General features: G+C 43.4%; 15 protein-coding genes. 14 read left to right on the top strand and 1 reads right to left on the bottom strand.

Annotated elements, in window-relative coordinates; all coding sequences use genetic code 11:
- Positions 1-37: 37 nt before the first annotated feature.
- Entirely contained in the window at positions 38-952 is a 915-nt protein-coding gene (locus DWX57_RS12995) for a sensor histidine kinase (protein WP_120124631.1), read from the top strand.
- A 167-nt stretch (positions 953-1,119) separates the two neighbouring features.
- Here the strand turns inward: DWX57_RS12995 and DWX57_RS12990 are convergent, their stop codons facing one another.
- Positions 1,120-1,554, bottom strand: a complete 435-nt coding sequence (locus tag DWX57_RS12990; protein WP_243106239.1) for a cupin domain-containing protein — start codon at positions 1,552-1,554, stop codon at positions 1,120-1,122.
- Positions 1,555-1,848: 294 nt separating this feature from the next.
- On the opposite strand from DWX57_RS12990, the gene DWX57_RS12985 reads away from it, so the two are divergent.
- The 13 genes from DWX57_RS12985 (at position 1,849) to DWX57_RS12925 (ending at position 18,281) form a co-directional block, all read left to right on the top strand.
- Entirely contained in the window at positions 1,849-3,186 is a 1,338-nt protein-coding gene (locus DWX57_RS12985; RefSeq protein ID WP_117550682.1) for an ABC transporter substrate-binding protein, read from the top strand.
- Positions 3,187-3,452: 266 nt separating this feature from the next.
- Positions 3,453-4,295, top strand: a complete 843-nt coding sequence (locus DWX57_RS12980) for a carbohydrate ABC transporter permease (protein WP_117550680.1) — start codon at positions 3,453-3,455, stop codon at positions 4,293-4,295.
- Complete coding sequence (locus DWX57_RS12975; protein WP_117550678.1) at positions 4,295-5,188, top strand: carbohydrate ABC transporter permease; 894 nt, start codon at positions 4,295-4,297, stop codon at positions 5,186-5,188. Before DWX57_RS12980 ends, DWX57_RS12975 begins: the two co-directional genes overlap by 1 nt.
- Positions 5,189-5,266: 78 nt before the next feature.
- On the top strand, positions 5,267-6,766 hold the full coding sequence (malQ, locus tag DWX57_RS12970) for a 4-alpha-glucanotransferase (RefSeq protein ID WP_120124629.1): 1,500 nt from the start codon (positions 5,267-5,269) through the stop codon (positions 6,764-6,766).
- Positions 6,767-6,881: 115 nt separating this feature from the next.
- The gene (locus tag DWX57_RS12965) at positions 6,882-7,889 is read left to right on the top strand and encodes a LacI family DNA-binding transcriptional regulator (protein WP_243106238.1); all 1,008 of its coding nucleotides are present in this window, start codon (positions 6,882-6,884) and stop codon (positions 7,887-7,889) included.
- A gap of 148 nt (positions 7,890-8,037) precedes the next feature.
- Entirely contained in the window at positions 8,038-8,979 is a 942-nt protein-coding gene (locus DWX57_RS12960; RefSeq protein ID WP_120124624.1) for a DUF3137 domain-containing protein, read from the top strand.
- 78 nt (positions 8,980-9,057) lie between these two features.
- A complete protein-coding gene (locus tag DWX57_RS12955; protein WP_120124621.1) occupies positions 9,058-9,726 on the top strand; it encodes a hypothetical protein in 669 nt (222 codons plus the stop codon).
- Between the two features lie 472 nt (positions 9,727-10,198).
- Positions 10,199-11,605 (top strand): amidophosphoribosyltransferase, encoded by a 1,407-nt coding sequence (locus tag DWX57_RS12950; protein ID WP_015533815.1) that lies wholly within the window; start codon positions 10,199-10,201, stop codon positions 11,603-11,605.
- A 94-nt stretch (positions 11,606-11,699) separates the two neighbouring features.
- A complete protein-coding gene (locus DWX57_RS12945) occupies positions 11,700-12,920 on the top strand; it encodes an ATP-binding protein (protein ID WP_120124618.1) in 1,221 nt (406 codons plus the stop codon).
- Between the two features lie 160 nt (positions 12,921-13,080).
- Positions 13,081-13,749 carry a response regulator transcription factor gene (locus DWX57_RS12940; protein WP_120124616.1) on the top strand — a complete coding sequence of 223 codons (669 nt, stop codon included), beginning with the start codon at positions 13,081-13,083 and terminating at the stop codon, positions 13,747-13,749.
- The gene (locus DWX57_RS12935) at positions 13,743-15,137 is read left to right on the top strand and encodes a sensor histidine kinase (protein WP_120124613.1); all 1,395 of its coding nucleotides are present in this window, start codon (positions 13,743-13,745) and stop codon (positions 15,135-15,137) included. The genes DWX57_RS12940 and DWX57_RS12935 overlap by 7 nt, the downstream gene beginning before the upstream one ends.
- Positions 15,138-15,238: 101 nt before the next feature.
- Entirely contained in the window at positions 15,239-16,660 is a 1,422-nt protein-coding gene (locus DWX57_RS12930) for an SLC13 family permease (RefSeq protein ID WP_120124611.1), read from the top strand.
- A 31-nt stretch (positions 16,661-16,691) separates the two neighbouring features.
- On the top strand, positions 16,692-18,281 hold the full coding sequence (locus DWX57_RS12925; RefSeq protein WP_120124608.1) for an MBOAT family O-acyltransferase: 1,590 nt from the start codon (positions 16,692-16,694) through the stop codon (positions 18,279-18,281).
- Positions 18,282-18,293 lie beyond the last annotated feature (12 nt).

Raw genomic sequence — 18,293 nt, 5'->3', positions numbered from 1 at the left:
AATGTGCGGGTGTCTGACAGATAAGGGCAGATAGGGTATGGATATCTATTATAAGATTGTGATCGGACTGTTGCTTATTATAGTGGCAGTCCTTTTTATACGGGTGATGCAGTACAAGAGGCAGATGCGGATATTTGCGGATAAGCTTAAGGCGCGCCTTGACGGCGGTGTGGATCAGGATATACATGTGGAGTATTTCGACAGGGATATCCTGAGGCTTGCAAATGCGTTAAATGACTATTCGGATCAGATAAAAGAGAAAAATCTGGCGGTGGAGAAGGACAGGGCAAGGCTGAAAAATGTCATAGCCGGTATATCCCACGACTTCAGAACACCGCTCACGGCGGCAAAGGGGTATATGCAGCTTATGAAAAAGGGCGGACATGTCACAGGTAAAGATCAGGAATATCTGGATATTGCCCTTACAAAGACTGATTATCTCCGGGTGCTTTCAGATGCATTTTTTGAGGTGTCGTCAGCCGAGGCGAAGGATGACGAGATAGAGACCGCAGATGTGGATGTGGCGGCACTTCTGACATCCCAGGCATTTGAGCAGTATGACTGGGTGAAGGAGTCTGGGGTAAATGTCACATTTGACATACCGGAGCAGTCGGTCACTGTGCGGAGCAATGAGACCATGCTCAGCCGGATATTTGCCAACTTCTTCTCGAATGCGCGGAAGTATGCCAAGAGCCGGATATCTGTGAGGCTGGTATGTGAGGACGGCCGGGTGGAAGTCATATTTGAAAATGACATAGATTCGGACGATGAGATAGATGTGGATATGATATTCGATGCGTTCTGCCGTGGAAAGTCCAGACAGAAGGAGGGCGCAGGGCTGGGACTTTACATAGTAAGGTGCCTTGCAGACAAGCTGGGACATGAGGTGAGCGCGGAGGTTGCCGGCGAGGTATTTACTATAAATATATCTATGTCGACTGACCGAGATTAAAAATAATTTGGTCATGGCAATGTATTATGGCATGTGTATGAAAAATTAATACAGAAATAGCAAAGACACTAAATGTCGCTTGCCCAATGTCAGACGGGCAGGCGGCATTTGGTGTCTTTTTTATTTGATTTTATAGTGGCATCTACTTCATGTCGCAGGAAAAGATACTAGCAATCCATTCCCATAGCCGTGGCTTTGGTGGCCTGTGTCTCTCCCCTGGGATGATGTGGTGGGGCATAGATGGATGAGAGCTTCAGTGGATTATTGCCGATGTTTATTATGTTGTGCCATGTTCCGGCCGGAACACAGATGCAGTCCCCTGCGCACAGATTCTGGCGGAAGCAAAGCTCGTTCGGGCAGCAGCCCATCCTGACTGAACACTGTCCCTGTTCGATCCTGATGATCTGATCGGTATTGTCATGGATTTCCAAACCTACATCTGAGCAGGCAGGTATACACATGACGGTCATCTGCATGAAACAGCCGGTCCACACGGTCTCACGGTAATTGTGGTTCTGTAACGCTTTCTCCCGGAGATCTATAGTGCAGATGTTGTCACGGCAGTCAGGTCTGCCCGGAGAACAGTTATTGTAGCATTTCATAGGATAGTCCTTTCAAATTTAATAGTTGTTCTATTTATAGTATTCAGAAAGGATAGAATATGACAAAAATTATACATTTTTATGTAACCTGAATGGCAAGCTATGTAAAAAAACACAAAAAGTGATAAAAAAATTAAAATTAGTATTGACATTTTGCACATAAACAACTAATATAAGATATATCAAATGGAAACGGTTCCAAAAACGTTTCCGCTAAACCTAAGTAACCATTAAGCAGCTCGTATAAGAGATGACTGAAGGAAAAATTTTTATTATTTTATGGGAGGAACCAATATGAACAAGAAAGGTATTGCGGCACTTGGACTGTCACTTATGATGGCAGGAACCATGTTGACAGGATGTGGCTCAGGAGACTCAGCAGACACAGGAAAGAAGACAGAAGCAAAGGGCTCTGTATATTATTTGAACTTCAAGCCAGAGCAGGATACACAGTGGCAGGAGCTTGCTAAGGTGTACACAGAGAAGACAGGCGTTGATGTTACGGTAGTTACAGCAGCTTCTGGTCAGTACGAGACTACTCTTAAGAGTGAGATGGGCAAGTCAGAAGCACCTACCCTGTTCCAGGTAAATGGACCGGTTGGTCTTGCTTCTTGGAAGGACTATTGTTATGATCTTGGATCATCACAGGTGTATAAAGAACTCACATCTGAGGACTTTGCACTTAAGGATGGCGATAAGGTTGCAGGAATCGGATATGTTATAGAGTCATACGGAATCATTTACAACAAAGAGCTTTTAAGCAAAGCTGGATACACAGAGGATGATATCAATTCATTTGCAGACCTCAAGAAGGTGGCAGAGGATATAACAGCTAACTCAGACAAATTAGGATTCTCAGCATTCACATCAGCTGGAATGGACGGATCATCAGACTGGAGATTCAAGACACATCTTGCAAATCTTCCAATCTACTATGAGTACAAGGCTGATGGAATCGATACTACAGATGCAATCAAGGGTACATATCTTGATAATTACAAAAATGTATGGGATCTGTACATCAACAACTCAACAACCGATCCAAAGCAGCTCAGCACAAAGACTGGTGATGATGCGGTTGCAGAGTTTGTTTCAGGACAGGCAGTATTTTATCAGAATGGTACATGGGCATACTCAGATGTATCATCAATTGGCGATGACAACCTCGGAATGCTCCCTATCTATATCGGAGTAGATGGTGAGGAGAATCAGGGACTCTGTACAGGAAGTGAGAATTACTGGTGTGTAAATGCTAAGGCTTCAGAGGAAGACATCCAGGCAACTCTTGACTTCATGGAGTGGTGTGCTACAGATGACACCGCACTTAAGGCAATCTGTGGTTCAGAGGGTGCTATGCCATCAGGAGCTGATGGAATGGGATTTGTAACACCATTCAAGAAGAACATTGAGTCAACAAACCTTCTTGTAAACATCGCAAATCAGTATGTAGCAGAGGGCAAGACACCTGTAAGCTGGAACTTCACAACAATGCCATCAGAGCAGTGGAAGAACGACCTCGGATCAGCACTTACAACATATGCGGCAGATCAGACAGATGCCAACTGGGATCTTGTAAAGAGCGCATTTGTAGATGGATGGGCTAAAGAGGCAGCTGCAGCAAAGTCAAAATAAAATATATTAACAAATAAACAATAGTACACAACCCTAAAATAAAAAAACATCACAAAATAAAACCAACTTAAAATATGAATAAAGTCCTGTAAGCTGCAGGACACCAGAAAGACTAACAGCTTTGCAAAGACAGCTCATACCCAGAGGTGCCAGACTAGAGATGGATATGTATTCATATGCAAATATGTCTACATATCCATTTTTAGACTCAGAAGATATTGGAAAGAAAATTGATATGCAACAGAGTGGAGGTTATCAAAAAAATTATGGAGAAAACGATAAAAAGATATTGGCCGGTGTTTCTGATACCGACAATGGCTGCGTTTCTAATAGGATTTATCGTGCCATTTGCCGAGGGAATATATCTGTCCTTCTGTAAGTTCACGACCATAAGGGACGCTGAATTTGTAGGATTTCAGAATTATATAGACGCATTCAAGGACTCAACATTCCCGGATGCATTTAAGTTTACAACATTATTTGCGATTGTCACACTTGTGCTTATAAATGTTCTTGCATTTCTTGTGGCACTGGCACTTACACAGAAGATCAAAGGAACTAATATATTCAGAACGGTATTCTTTATGCCGAATCTTATAGGTGGTATCGTACTTGGATATGTATGGCAGCTTATATTTGATGCCATATTCTCAAAGTTTGATACAGCCCTGAAGCTCAATGAAGTCCTCGGTTTCTGGGGATTGGTTATACTGGTGTGCTGGCAGCAGATAGGATATATGATGATCGTTTATATTGCAGGACTTCAGGCAATTCCTGAAGACATTCAGGAAGCAGCCATGATTGATGGTGCAAATAGAATACAGAGACTTTTCAGGGTTACGATCCCGAACATGATGCCATCCATAACTATATGTACATTCCTCACAATAACCAACTCATTCAAACTGTTTGACCAGAACCTGGCACTCACAGGAGGCGAGCCACTCCATAAGACAGAGATGCTAGCGCTCAATATATATGAGACATTTTATGGAAGAGTAGGATATGAGGGAGTAGGTCAGGCTAAGGCAGTCGTATTCTTCATACTGGTAGTAGCGATAGGACTCATACAGCTTAAGATTACAAGATCAAAGGAGGTGCAGCAGTAATGGCGAAGATACAGAAAACAGCAAATACAGCGGATAAAAAGCCTGTATACAGAGTGAAAGAAAAACCAACGTTGACGGGAATTCTGGCTACCTTATTCTTTACCATTATTTCCATAATATTTGTTTCACCGATAATAATTGTAATTATAAACTCTTTGAAAGCCAAGACGTTTATCAGTCTGGAGACATTTGAACTGCCAAATGAGCACAGCTACATAGGCTTGGACAATTATAAAACGGCTATAACACAGTATGATTTCATTAAGGCAGTGGGCTGGACAGTTGTGATAACGGTTCTCTCAGTAGTGGCAATTCTGCTGTTCTGCTCTATGACAGCCTGGTATATAACCAGAGTCAAGAATATAGCGACAAAGATCATATATCTGCTCTGCGTGTTCTCTATGGTAATACCTTTCCAGATGGTTATGTTTACTTTGGCTGGAACTGCGGATGCACTTCACCTTAATACTCCATGGGGAATCGTGATCGTGTATCTTGGATTTGGAACAGGTCTTGCAGTATTCATGTTCTGCGGATTTATCAAGTCCATTCCTTTGGAGGTCGAGGAGGCTGCGATGATAGATGGATGTACGCCGCTCAAGACATTTTTCAGGGTTGTTATCCCTATCATGAAACCTACTTACATATCTGTAGGAATACTTGAGGCTATGTGGATATGGAATGATTTCCTTCTGCCATATTTGGTACTCGACATCAAGAAATACAAGACTATATCTATAGTTGTCCAGTATATGAAGGGCAGCTACGGAAGAGTAGATATGGGAGCGATCATGGCGTGCCTTGTTATGGCTATCATTCCGGTTGTTGTATTCTACCTCTGTGCACAGAAGTACATCATCAAGGGTGTTGCAGCTGGTGCTGTAAAGGGATAGTAATATAATATTATTATAAAAAACAGGCGGTTGTGAGATTCGCAGCCGCCTGAAATTGGTTAAAAGGAGAGATTTCAGATGGAAAGATCAGCAGGAATACTGCTTGCTATATCAAGCCTCCCGTCAAAGTATGGAATTGGCAGCTTCTCAAAAGAGGCATATCGTTTCGTTGACTGGCTTAGGTCTGCACACCAGAGTTACTGGCAGATACTTCCCATGGGTCCCACCGGGTATGGGGATTCGCCGTATCAGTCATTTTCAACATTTGCTGGAAATCCATATTTTATAGATCTTGATACACTTGTGGATCAGGGACTGCTCACAGACCGTGAGTGCAGAGAGATAGACTGGGGAGATGATGACAGATACGTTGATTATAGCAAAATTTATAATGGAAGATACAGTCTCCTCAGGAAAGCATATGAAAGATGGAAAATGACTGACAGCATGGAGTTTTCCATGTTCATGGATGAGAACAAAGAATGGATATATGATTATTCACTATTTATGGCTGTAAAGGATTCGCTTGGTGGAATTTCGTGGACAGAGTGGCCGCAGGATATAAGAAACAGGCAGCCTGATGCGGTGCAGCAGATGCAGATTAAGCTTGCGGATGAGATACATTTTCAGCAGTACATGCAGTATTTGTTTTATACTCAGTGGAATGCGCTAAAGAGCTATGCCAACAAGAACCATATAAGGATCATAGGAGATATCCCAATCTATGTAGCTATGGACAGCGCAGATGTATGGGCACACCCGGAGCTTTTCAGGCTTGATGAGGACAGGCGACCATACGAGGTTGCCGGATGTCCGCCTGATGGGTTTTCGGAGACCGGACAGCTGTGGGGAAACCCAATATATGACTGGGAGCTGAACAGGCAGACCGGTTACAGCTGGTGGATAGCCAGAATGAGACACAGCTATAAGCTTTATGATGTAGTCCGGATTGATCATTTCAGAGGCTTTGATGAATATTATGCCATTCCATATGGTGAGGAAACAGCTGTGAATGGCAAGTGGAAAAAGGGCCCTGGGATGGATCTGTTCAGGAATATAGAAAAAGCTCTGGGTAAGAGAGATGTCATTGCCGAGGATCTTGGTTTTGTGACTGATTCGGTCAGAAAGCTTGTGCATGATTCCGGATTTCCGGGAATGAAGGTTGTGGAGTTTGCCTTTGATGTGAGAGACACCGGGGCGGCATCTGACTATCTTCCACATAATTATATACGAAATTGTGTTGTATATACGGGAACCCATGACAATGAGACCCTTATTGGCTGGTGGAGCAGTATAGATCAGAGATCCAGAGACATGGCAAGGGATTATATGGCAGCTCATTATACACCGGACCGTCTGATCAATGTCCCATTTATCACGCTTGCTATGAGAAGTATTGCAGATCTTTGTATTATACCGATGCAGGATTATTTGGGGCTAGACAATAAATCGAGGATGAATAAGCCATCCACAGTTGGCGATAACTGGAGGTGGCGAACTATATCTGATGATACGGATGATGATCTTGCAGAGGAAATAGGCAGCCTTACACTGATGACCGGGAGAAGCAAGATGTGAAAAAGTACTCTCTAAAAATATTTACCGGGAAATGATAAGTAGAGTATTTTCTTGACCTCCACATAGCAAGATAATATAATTATTGGGAATAAAAGAGAAAAGTGGGATACAGCTTATGACAATAAAGGATATTGCGCGTATATCAGGTTATGGTATCGGAACCGTGTCCAGGGTGATCAACAATCAGACCGGAGTCAGTGACGCAGCCAGAGAGAAGATACTTAGAGTTATAGAGGAAAGTGGGTTTGAACCAAATGTCAATGCCAAGCACCTCAAAATGGCAGCGAAATCGGCGGTTGTAGTCATTATAAAAGGAAACCAGAACATGCTGTTTGCAGATATAGTAGAGCGCATACAGAGTCAGCTTGCGGGATATGATGAAGATGTCATAGTGGAATATATAGATGAGGATGGTGATGAGATAGAGTATGCCATCAAACTAATTCGGAGCGTGAATCCAAAGGGGATCATGTTTTTGGGTGCCAATCTTGCACTTTTTGATGAACGTGTGGAGGAGATGAAGATACCTGGAGTCATAATTACAACCAGCGGAGATATTCTTGCAAATGACAACATATCCTCCATAACGATAGACGATACGACAGCGACATATGATATGACAAGGTATCTTCTTAAAAAAGGCCACAGGTACATCGGAGTCATAGGAGGACAGGTGTCCGAGAAACAGATAAGTTTCAACAGATATAAAGGCTGCAAGAGGGCTATAGATGAGTGGCAGCATGACGACCGGGCGGAGTTTACATATATTCCGTGCAGATATTCTATGAAGGCGGGGTATGAGGCCACGAAGCGTCTCTTGGAGGAACAGCCGGAGGTTACAGCAATCATGGCTCTCAGTGATACGATAGCGATCGGCGTTATGAGAGCGGCTGCTGATCTGGGCAAACATATTCCGGAGGAGCTGTCAGTTACTGGATTTGATGGAATAGAGCTGGCAGGATACTGTGTACCAAGACTTACAACAATAAAACAGAATACAGAGATCATGGCATCGAGAAGTGTTGACATCATGCTCAAGCATATAAATTATGCAGCAGCTGGTGAACATGAGATAGTGCCATATTCCCTGATAGAGGGAGAAAGCGTTAAGAGCATCGGCTAGGATTCAGGGAAAATCTTTTTAATTAAGTTTGAATTCGTCTTATACTGGTATATTATATATCAGTATAGGGCGATTTTTTTATGAGATAAAAGTTCGGTAAGGCTCTGAGATTCGTATAGAGTATTTATCACAGTTTGGAGATGAGAAGATGGATCAGAATATAGAATCGGAAATATTAGAAAAACGCAAACTATGTAAAGTGCTTAAGGTGTTTAAGATTGTTTCTTTTATAGGAATATTTGCGCCATTTGTTGCGTTTATGGTGGTATCTAGAAATGGCTATGAATTAGACTCTGCTTGGCTGCTGATTCCGGCTTTGTTTGTAGGCGGATTTTTCCTGTTCTCATATATGGAGACAAATAAACTTAAAGACCTCAAGGAACTCATGGGACAGTATGTTGTACGGAGTGTCCTTGGAGAGCGCTTGCAGGTGATTGAATACATGCCAAATGGATATACAAATGAGGCATTTTTACATAATTGTCCGATTCTTCCTTCATTTAATAATATGGATGGTTCTGACTTTATACATGGAATATACAGGGGAGTAGAATTTACATTCAGTGATCTCACACTCAGAACGGAAACAAAGGGTTCACCGGACGGCGAGTCCCTTGGCGATAATGTTGCCAATTTTAAAGGTCAGCTCATAATGGCTACTTCCCACAAGAATGTTAATGGTTTTGTACATATCCAGGAGAGAATTAGTCGAAGAATGAAAAATGAAAAGAAAAGTGGCATATTATCAAGAGTATTGGGTTCTGAGAATTCACGTAACAGTTTTATGACGGGCAACGCGTCATTTGATAACAGGTTCGATATATATGCCTCTGACAGCCAGCTTGCTTTGAGGGTATTGACGCCACAGCTTATGCAGGGACTTATGGGACTTGAAGGATTTATGGAGATACAGATCGCTGGCAATATGGTGGCAGTAGCGATAAAGAATGACAGAGATTTATTTGAACTTAGTAACAATGGCAGGGATAATGGTGACATGGAGGAGTATCGTCAGAAATTTAGGAATGAACTTTCCGATATTTTGAAAGTTATTGATGTCTTTGGTATGAATACAGATCTTTTTCAGTAGTTGGTTAAATGATAGAATGTTTATATACAGTGAGAATGTGTTAAATATAGGAAATAAGCGGGGAAAATGAGGGAATCTATGGATTACATAATAGACAATGTAGAATTTATAACGGAGCTTGTGAAATCAGCTTTTATCGGTATTGTGGGGATATTCTTTATCGGACTTGCGATATGGATAAAGACAAAGGAGGATCGCTGGAACTTCAAGAATATCTGTATCGGACTTCTGGCTGGTGGCATGGCACTTTTGCTAATCAGTGTATCTATGGTGGTAGATAGTCTGCAGGATGGAGGGGTAATAGCTATAGATAGGAATAATCCTGTATGGGTTATCCTGGATGTGATCAAGGTGCTGGCGTGTGTACTGATATTTGTGATAGCTGGGTATATTATGCGGTCAAAACGCATAAAAGAGAATGATATGTATGACATGGAGATAACCGGAAAGATCATAGGATACGATACCCTGACCGGCAGGACAAAATTGCCGGGATGTGCACAACCCACAGTGGAATACATCGATCCATACAGCGGTGAGCCGGATTCTTATGTGGTTAATCAGGATATAAACAGAAAGAAACATCCAATCGGCAGTGAGTATAGACTGCTTTACTCCAGGGAGGAGAGAAAGGCATTTGAGAAAAAATCAAACAAGGTGTACCGGGAGATGGAGGTATTCTTTTTCGGACTGGCGGGGCTGATTTTTGTCGCGGGGGTAGTGAAATTGATAATGAATGTGTTATAAAATTTATGTTAATATGGATGTTGTAACCAGAATTTATATATGTTATAATATCGGCAGATATAAAAGGTAATAAGAGTATATCATTGTGCTTTACACAATATAGGCGCAAGCGAAAACCCCAGAGGTGGCACCCTCTGGGGTTTTCTCCGTCTATCGTGTAGGACGACGTATTTCCTAGGCTGGTTGCCGATTACTTATCTTTGTCCAGCCATTTGCAAATATAGTAGGCAACAATAATTGCTATGACAGAGATAATAAAGGTAATAAGAAGTGTTATCATATGTACTTACCCCCTTTCTGAGCCAGTATAGGGGCGGCAACAGAAATAGTATATCATAATATTATGAAAGCTAAAATCACAAAATAGATGTGTAACAATGTCATGAAATAATATTGTAATCACCGCTAGTCCTATGCTAATATAGATATGTTTGCGAAAATGACAAATTTTTATCACTTCAGGAGGAAAACAATGGGTGGATTTTTTGGAGTAGCGGCAAAAGATGACTGTGTGTTTGATCTGTTCTTTGGAATAGACTATCATTCACATCTTGGAACAAGGCGCGGAGGCATGACAGTGTATGGAGATAAGGGATTTGACAGATCCATACACAATATTGAGAATGCTCCATTTAGAACAAAGTTCGACAAAGATATGCAGAACATGAAGGGCTATTTTGGAATAGGATGTATATCCGATTATGAGCCACAGCCACTCATAGTGCGTTCACATCACGGAACATATGCTCTGACAACTGTCAGCAAGATCAACAATGTTGACGAGATATCCAAGGAGATATTTGATCAGGGACATTCACATTTCCTTGAGATGAGCGGAGGGGATATCAACAGCACAGAGCTGGTGGCAGCCCTCATCAACCAGAAGGATAATCTGATAGATGGAATAAGATATGCGCTGGAGAAGATAGACGGTTCGCTGTCACTCCTGCTCATGAACCAGAATGGAATATATGCAGCCAGGGATATGCATGGAAGAACTCCTGTGGTCATAGGCAAGAAGGATGGTGCATTCTGTGCGTCATTTGAGAACTTTGCCTACAAGAACCTTGGATACCATGACTATAAAGAACTCGGTCCTGGTGAGGTTGTCGTACTCACGCCGTCCAACTGCGTGACGCTTGTGCAGCCGGGCAAGGACATGAAGATATGTACCTTCCTGTGGGTATACTATGGTTACCCTGCAAGTTCATACGAGGGTATGAGTGTAGAGCAGATGAGATACAACTGCGGAGCCAGCATGGCAAAGAGAGATAACGTTAAGCCTGATATCGTAGCCGGAGTTCCGGATTCAGGAACAGCGCATGCAGTCGGCTATGCCAATGAATCAGGAATACCTTTTTCAAGACCATTCATCAAGTACACACCGACATGGCCACGTTCATTTATGCCGACCATACAGAGCCAGCGTAACCTCATCGCGAAGATGAAGCTTCTGGCAGTTGAGGATCTTATAAAGGATAAGAGCCTTCTGCTCATAGACGATTCCATCGTGCGTGGAACACAGCTCAGAGAGACAACCGAGTATCTGTTTGACAGCGGTGCCAAGGAAGTGCACATCAGACCTGCATGTCCACCACTTGTATACGGATGTAAATACCTTAACTTCTCAAGATCATCATCAGAGATGGATCTGATAACAAGAAGAGTTATCGAGAGACTTGAGAATGGAAATGTGACAGACGAGGTACTTCAGGAGTACACAGATCCTGATTCAGAGAAGTATGAGAAGATGGTTGATGAGATCTGCAAGGAGCTGCATTTCACATCACTCAGATTCAACAGACTTGATGATATGCTTGAGGCATGCGGAGTTGAGAAGTGCAAGCTTTGTACATACTGCTGGGATGGTAAAGAGTAGAGCAGGAAAACAGCCGCATAACCTGGCATATATGGTTAGGACAGAACATTTTATGACAAATATTAAACGGTGGTAGAGATAAGGCATAGATAATATGGGTAATAGTGCAGAGAATATATCAGAGATCACAATAGAAGAGATACAGGAACTGGATAGGGATTCATATCTGATGGTTGACATCAGGGATGAAGTTGAGATATCCCACGGAGCCATCCCGGGTGCGATGGCAGTTCCTGCGGACAGTCTGATGCCGGAGCATCTGGCAGAAACCGCAGGTGAACTGTTTCCTGCAGAGGAATATATGCCCAGGGACAACTCAAAGGGAAAGAAACTCATAATCTGCTGCACCCACGGAACCAACAGCATTCCGCTGGCGGAGAGACTTACAGAGCTGGGATACGATGCGGTGAGCCTTAAAGGCGGATATATATCATGGCTGCTCTACACCGTGGGCAAGCAGGAACAGACTGATATATGTGCCGACGTTGAGAAGAGCCTCCGCAAGAAGTTCCACAAGAAGATATGGTGCAACTTCACAAAGGCCATCAACAGATATGAGCTGGTGAAGGAGGGCGACAGGATAGCCGTATGTATATCGGGCGGCAAGGATTCCTTCCTCATGGCAAAGTGTTTTCAGGAGCTGAAAAGGCACAACAAGTTCCCATTTGAGCTCAAGTTCATAGTTATGGATCCGGGTTACAGCCCGGCAAACCGCAAGGTCATAGAGGATAATGCCAGGATGCTGAACATCCCTATCCAGATATTTGAGTCTGATATATTTGATTCAGTGTATAACGTAGAGAAGTCGCCGTGTTATCTCTGTGCAAGAATGAGACGAGGCCATCTGTACAGCTATGCGAAGGAGCTTGGCTGTAACAAGATAGCTCTTGGACACCACTACGATGATGTCATAGAGACCATACTCATGGGTATGCTCTACGGAGCGCAGATGCAGACCATGATGCCGAAGCTTCACAGCACCAATTTTGAGGGAATGGAACTCATCAGACCTCTCTATATGGTGAGAGAGGACGACATCAAGGCGTGGAGAGATTACAACGAGCTTCATTTCATACAGTGCGCATGTAAGTTCACTGACACATGCACAACATGTAACAATGAGGAGACGAAGTCCAAGCGTCAGGAGATCAAGCAGCTTATAGCGACACTCAAGAAGACGAATCCGTTTGTGGAGGGCAATATATTCAAGAGTGTGGAGAATGTCAATATCGATACCCTTATAGAGTACAAGCAGGGAGGCGTGAGACATAGCTTCCTTGATACTTACGATGAGAAGAGCGGTAAGACAGAATAGATAAAAACAGCATTTGAGAGCCGTTATTTACATTTGGCAGATGTAAGTGACGGCTTTTAATGTTATTTTCATAAAAGCATGGCAATATATATCTGTTCAGCGATCGTGCAGCGATATACTGTAGTGGCCAACAGGTGAAAATGACAGGGAGGATGGAAGTATGCGTATACTTGTAGTTGAGGATGAGAAGGATCTGAACAGCATAATATGCAGTAAGCTGGTCAAAGAGGGCTATAATGTGGATGCCTGTTATGACGGACAGGCGGCACTTGATTATATGGAAGCGGAGAATTACGATGGGGCGATCATGGATATAATGATCCCGAACAAGGACGGAATAACAGTTCTGCGTGAGATGAGAAATGCGGGGATACAGGTTCCCGTGCTTTTCCTCACGGCCAAGACGGAGACACAGGATATAGTCAGGGGGCTGGATGCCGGAGCCAGCGATTATATGACAAAGCCGTTTGAGTTCTCGGAGCTTATGGCAAGACTCAGGGTCATGCTGAGAACCCAGAATCAGGTAAATGAGAATGTGATAACCTGTGGTTCACTGGTGGTCGACATGAACAACAGACAGGCGATCAGGGATGGAAAGGTCATCGATCTCACGGTCAGGGAGTATGCTATCCTTGAGTACCTTGCCAGAAACAGAAATGTGGTAGTCACCAGGGAACAGATACGGGTGAACATCTGGAACATAGATGACGATGTCAATTCAAATGTGATAGATGTGTACATCCGTTATCTGAGAAGAAAGATAGACGATAATTATGAGGAGAAGCTGATCCATACAATAAGAGGTGTCGGCTACAAACTGGAATGTTAAAGAGAAAAATATCATTTGTAACATATACTGTTATAATCACAGCACTTATTCTGGTGGTGGGAATATCTTGCCTGCTGGTCATCCAGAACAATCTTATGAATGATGATATGAACCTGATGGCTTATAAGAAGCTGACGCAGGAGGTAATGCAAATTAGACGATACATAGCGTATGATTCACAGAAGAAGCCACATATAGATGATGGATTTTACGACCGTGAGGACGAGCCGGATAGCAATGAACAGATATATGTGTTCCTTCAGGGAAATGACGGCGAGATCCTTGACGGCGAGGTGCCTGAGGGATATGCGGATAATCCGGATATAAGCAAAAGTCTTATGCATATAGATGCAGGGAAGGTCAAGTATTTTGCAGTCGTCAGGCGGGGAAGAACAGACAAAGAGCCGCTGAAGAAGACTTCTAAATACAAGATCTGTGTCATGGTATCCGTCAGGGATATAGAGAGCAATTACAGTGAGCTTTTATATAAATCATACTGTGTTATTGGAATCGTGCTGATAGCATTTGTGATATATGCATTTGCTTTGAGGAAACTGATAGCAGTTCCAATGGAAAGCCTGAACCGTTCGATAGATAAGAGTGTGGACAATCTTGATTTTACAGAGAATCTGGAGTATGACGGCCCGTTCAAGGAGCTTGATATGCTAACCGATGCGAATAACAACCTGTACAAAAAAGTCCATCAGGAGCTTGAGAGGCAGACCGAGTTCAATGCAAATGTATCCCATGAGCTGAGAACACCTGTAGCAGTCATGCATGCCCAGTGTCAGCTTTCCAGGGAGATAGCTGAGAAGAATGGCGATGAAGAGATGCTTGAGAGCATAGAGGTATTCGAGAGGCAGACCTCACGTATGAAGGGGCTCATAGAGCAGCTTCTTCAGATGTCGGTCATGGACAACGAAAACGCAGTCATAGCGGTTGAGGATGTAGATCTGCTGGATGTGGTGGAGTCTGTGTGTGATGACGTGGAGTATATCTGTAAGAAGAATCTTAAGTTTACCTACGACCTGAAGCCGACGATGGTCAAAGCGAATATGAACCATATAGTTATCGTCGTGAACAATCTGATGTCAAATGCGGTGAAATACAGCAATGATGGAGGTAGTATCCATGTGTCCTGCGGTGTGAAAAATGACAGCTATTTTATCTCGGTCAGGGATGAGGGCCGGGGAATGGATAATAGCACAAAGGAAAAGATATTTGAGAGTTTTTACAGAGGTGAGCCGGACAGAAGTGCGGAGGGTTTTGGCCTGGGTCTGTCACAGGTAATGCAGATCGCCAGATATTACGGAGGAACCGTGGATGTTGACAGTGGGCCCGGAAAAGGAAGCCTGTTTACATTTAAAATCCCGGTAAATGCAGAATAATGTCTGTGAATTTTAATATATATTAATTTTTTTAATGAAAGATTAATCTTAAATATTTATAATTTAAAATTAGTGTTTTATTGAAAATAGGAGATATATTTATGAAAGACCGAAAGAGAATAGTACATTTACTGATCGGCCCATTGTTATTCGGGCTGTTTACGGCACTTTTGCCACACGGAGTATTCACGACATTTGAGTCAAGAGCAGCGATAGGAACCATCATGTGGATGGCGTACTGGTGGGTAACAGGCCCTGTGGACTATGCGGTAACCGCATTCCTCCCGATAGCCTTAAATGCGATATTTCAGATGACTGACATGTCGGCGGTCATTTCCAACTATGCAGACGAGACGATACTGCTTCTTCTGGGAGCTTCCATCATAAGCGTGATGTGGGAGAATACCGGGCTTGACAAGAGGATAGCCATTACATTCCTGAGACTTATCGGCAGCAGTTTGAGGATACAGCTTGTGTTCTGGTTTGTGTTGTCAGCAGTTTTGTCAGCGGTGCTTCCAAATGCAGTGGTATGTGCGACGATCACACCTATAGCAATCGCCATGCTCAAGTACATAGGAATGGACGACATCAAGACAAACAAGACTGCATCAAAGATACTTCTCACGATAGCATATGCAACCGGACTCGGTGGTCTGGCATCGCCGCTCGGAGGTGCGATGAATCTTGTGACGGTCGAATATATACAGCAGATAACAGGCGAGGAGTACATGTATTCTTCATGGGTCGTAAGATTCCTGCCTATCATGCTCATACTTGTGCTTGTAAATATCCTGTTCATGATCCGTGATGTGAAGAAGACAGAGATGCTTGGCGGTTCAAGGGAATACTTTGTGGCAAAATACAAGGAGCTTCCTCCTATGAGTTACGAGGAGAAGATAGCACTTGTGTTATTTGTTCTTGCCACGGTGCTTGCATTTACCAGACAGCTCTACCAGAGCATACTTCCGGGACTCAAGCCGGCGTATGTATTTATCATATGCGCCATAGTATCATTCCTTCTCACCAATAAGAACGGAGAGCGTATTATGGTGTGGAAGAATGTTCAGGGTAAGATCATCTGGGGACTTATGTATATATTTGCCGGTGGACTTGCCGCCGGAACACTCATCAACAAATCCGGTGCTGCAGAGGCACTTGGTGAGTGTATATCAAAGCTTGATATGAAGGGCGGATTTATCACAGTGTTCGTGATACTTGCCGTTACACTTCTCATGTCGGATGTGACATCTAACACAGCCACGGCTGCGGTAGCCATGCCGCTGGTAATATCCATCACACAGGGCTGCGGACTCAATCCGATACCGTACATATATGTGGCATCTGTGGGAGTCAACCTGTCATACATGCTTCCGACATCCATCAGGGCGATACCGGTTGGATACGGCCTGTCGCCAAAGTATATGTTCAAAGAGGGCTGGAAGATAACTCTGCTGGTTCTGGCGGTCATGTCAGTAGTATGTGCGCTGCTGTTAAAATACTGGCCGGCGTTTAGCAGTGTATAAATAATTTTTACTTGTAGAAGAGGGAGAGGACATGTCAGTAGTAACTTATACATTTATAGTTTTTTTATTGTGTACAATAGTGCTATACTACATAGTTCCAAAGAAGATACAGTGGGTGATACTGCTCCTTGTGAGTCTTGTGTTCTACGGATATGCCGGGATAGAGTACTTGTTTCTGGTCATTGTCACGGCTGTTGTCGTTTATCTGTTCTCACTGAGGCTGCAGAAGAGTCTGGACGAGCAGGAGGAGCTGGCAAAGGATGCGGACAGAAGAACCGCACGAAAGATCAAGGCTGCTGAGAAGGCGAAGAGAAAGAAGTTCCTTGTGTGGGCACTTGTCATAGTTATCGGTGTTCTGGCGGTGTTCAAGGCATTTGGCTTTGTGCTCGACAATATAAAGAGATTCATACCATACGACGGATTGCAGAGCATTCCTGACTGGAATCTCATAGCACCTTTGGGAATATCATTTTACTCATTCATGATGATCTCATATCTCGTGGATCTGTATAACGGACGAATATCAGCGCAGAAGAATTTCTTCAGATACCTGTCATATGTGCTTTATTTCCCACATGTTACCCAGGGACCTATAGCCAGATATGAGGAAGTAGGACATCAGCTCTGGGAGGAGCACAGCTTCAATATGGACACTATCATGAGAGGTGTCTGGCTCATGCTTTGGGGATTTGTGAAGAAGATCGTTATAGCTGACAGGATAGGAGCTTTTACAACAGAGATATTTGGGCATACATTTGATTATCATGGCGGAATATTCCTGGCAGTGGGAATCGCATATTCCATCCAGATATACTGCGATTTCTCAGGATGTATGGACATAGTAAGGGGCACTTCAGAGTGCTTCGGCATCGTTCTGGGAGAGAACTTCAGAAGACCATACTTTTCACAGACACTTCCTGAGTTCTGGAGAAGATGGCATTTGTCACTGGGTGCATTCTTCAGAGAATATGTATTCTACCCGGTGTCAACATCAAAGCTGTTCCTCAAGCTCAATGTCAAGATAAGAGATCACCTAGGAAATGTGATAGGAAAGGTATTTGCAGCGAGCATACCTATCCTGTGTGTGTGGGTGCTGACCGGTCTCTGGCACGGCGCAAAGTGGAATTATATAGCATGGGGCTTGTATCACGGAGTGCTGATATGCATGTCGACACTTTTTGAGGAACCGCTGGCAAAGCTTACAAAGGCGCTCAGGATAAAGACTGACTGCATAAGCTGGGAGATATTCAGAATGCTCAGGACATTCATCCTCTGTGTCATCGGACGTCTTATATTTATGGGACAGGGAATCCGAAGCTCGATCTGGATGATCCGTTCCATGGTTTTTGATCACTCAAGGGTGTATAATATTGTGGATGAATTTTCACTTTCAGGAAGAGAGTGGAGAGTTTTGATATTTGGATGCCTTCTCCTTCTTGCTGTGTCCATCGCGCAGGAGATCATGGAGAGAAGAGGCAGCACAGGCGATGTCAGAGAATGGCTTGCAAAGCAGAACATAGTATTCAAATGGCTGGTCATGGCAGCAGGTCTGGCATTCATTGCCATTTGCGGAGTATACGGCTCCGGTGCGGGCGCATCATTTATATATGAACAGTTCTGATGAGAAGGGAGA

This window comes from Coprococcus sp. AF19-8AC (assembly GCF_003603115.1).
Taxonomy (GTDB): domain Bacteria; phylum Bacillota; class Clostridia; order Lachnospirales; family Lachnospiraceae; genus Coprococcus; species Coprococcus aceti.
This window is presented reverse-complemented; position numbering and strand designations above follow the sequence as displayed.

What these genes read in the sequence shown, in the direction of transcription:
- DWX57_RS12965 (WP_243106238.1), top strand. Translation starts at nt 6,882, where the DNA reads ATGACAATAAAGGATATTGCGCGTATATCAGGTTATGGTATCGGAACC.
- DWX57_RS12990 (WP_243106239.1), bottom strand. Translation starts at nt 1,554, where the DNA reads ATGAAATGCTACAATAACTGTTCTCCGGGCAGACCTGACTGCCGTGAC.
- malQ (WP_120124629.1), top strand. Translation starts at nt 5,267, where the DNA reads ATGGAAAGATCAGCAGGAATACTGCTTGCTATATCAAGCCTCCCGTCA.
- DWX57_RS12935 (WP_120124613.1), top strand. Translation starts at nt 13,743, where the DNA reads ATGTTAAAGAGAAAAATATCATTTGTAACATATACTGTTATAATCACA.
- DWX57_RS12995 (WP_120124631.1), top strand. Translation starts at nt 38, where the DNA reads ATGGATATCTATTATAAGATTGTGATCGGACTGTTGCTTATTATAGTG.
- DWX57_RS12945 (WP_120124618.1), top strand. Translation starts at nt 11,700, where the DNA reads ATGGGTAATAGTGCAGAGAATATATCAGAGATCACAATAGAAGAGATA.
- DWX57_RS12955 (WP_120124621.1), top strand. Translation starts at nt 9,058, where the DNA reads ATGGATTACATAATAGACAATGTAGAATTTATAACGGAGCTTGTGAAA.
- DWX57_RS12960 (WP_120124624.1), top strand. Translation starts at nt 8,038, where the DNA reads ATGGATCAGAATATAGAATCGGAAATATTAGAAAAACGCAAACTATGT.
- DWX57_RS12925 (WP_120124608.1), top strand. Translation starts at nt 16,692, where the DNA reads ATGTCAGTAGTAACTTATACATTTATAGTTTTTTTATTGTGTACAATA.
- DWX57_RS12950 (WP_015533815.1), top strand. Translation starts at nt 10,199, where the DNA reads ATGGGTGGATTTTTTGGAGTAGCGGCAAAAGATGACTGTGTGTTTGAT.
- DWX57_RS12980 (WP_117550680.1), top strand. Translation starts at nt 3,453, where the DNA reads ATGGAGAAAACGATAAAAAGATATTGGCCGGTGTTTCTGATACCGACA.
- DWX57_RS12985 (WP_117550682.1), top strand. Translation starts at nt 1,849, where the DNA reads ATGAACAAGAAAGGTATTGCGGCACTTGGACTGTCACTTATGATGGCA.
- DWX57_RS12940 (WP_120124616.1), top strand. Translation starts at nt 13,081, where the DNA reads ATGCGTATACTTGTAGTTGAGGATGAGAAGGATCTGAACAGCATAATA.
- DWX57_RS12930 (WP_120124611.1), top strand. Translation starts at nt 15,239, where the DNA reads ATGAAAGACCGAAAGAGAATAGTACATTTACTGATCGGCCCATTGTTA.
- DWX57_RS12975 (WP_117550678.1), top strand. Translation starts at nt 4,295, where the DNA reads ATGGCGAAGATACAGAAAACAGCAAATACAGCGGATAAAAAGCCTGTA.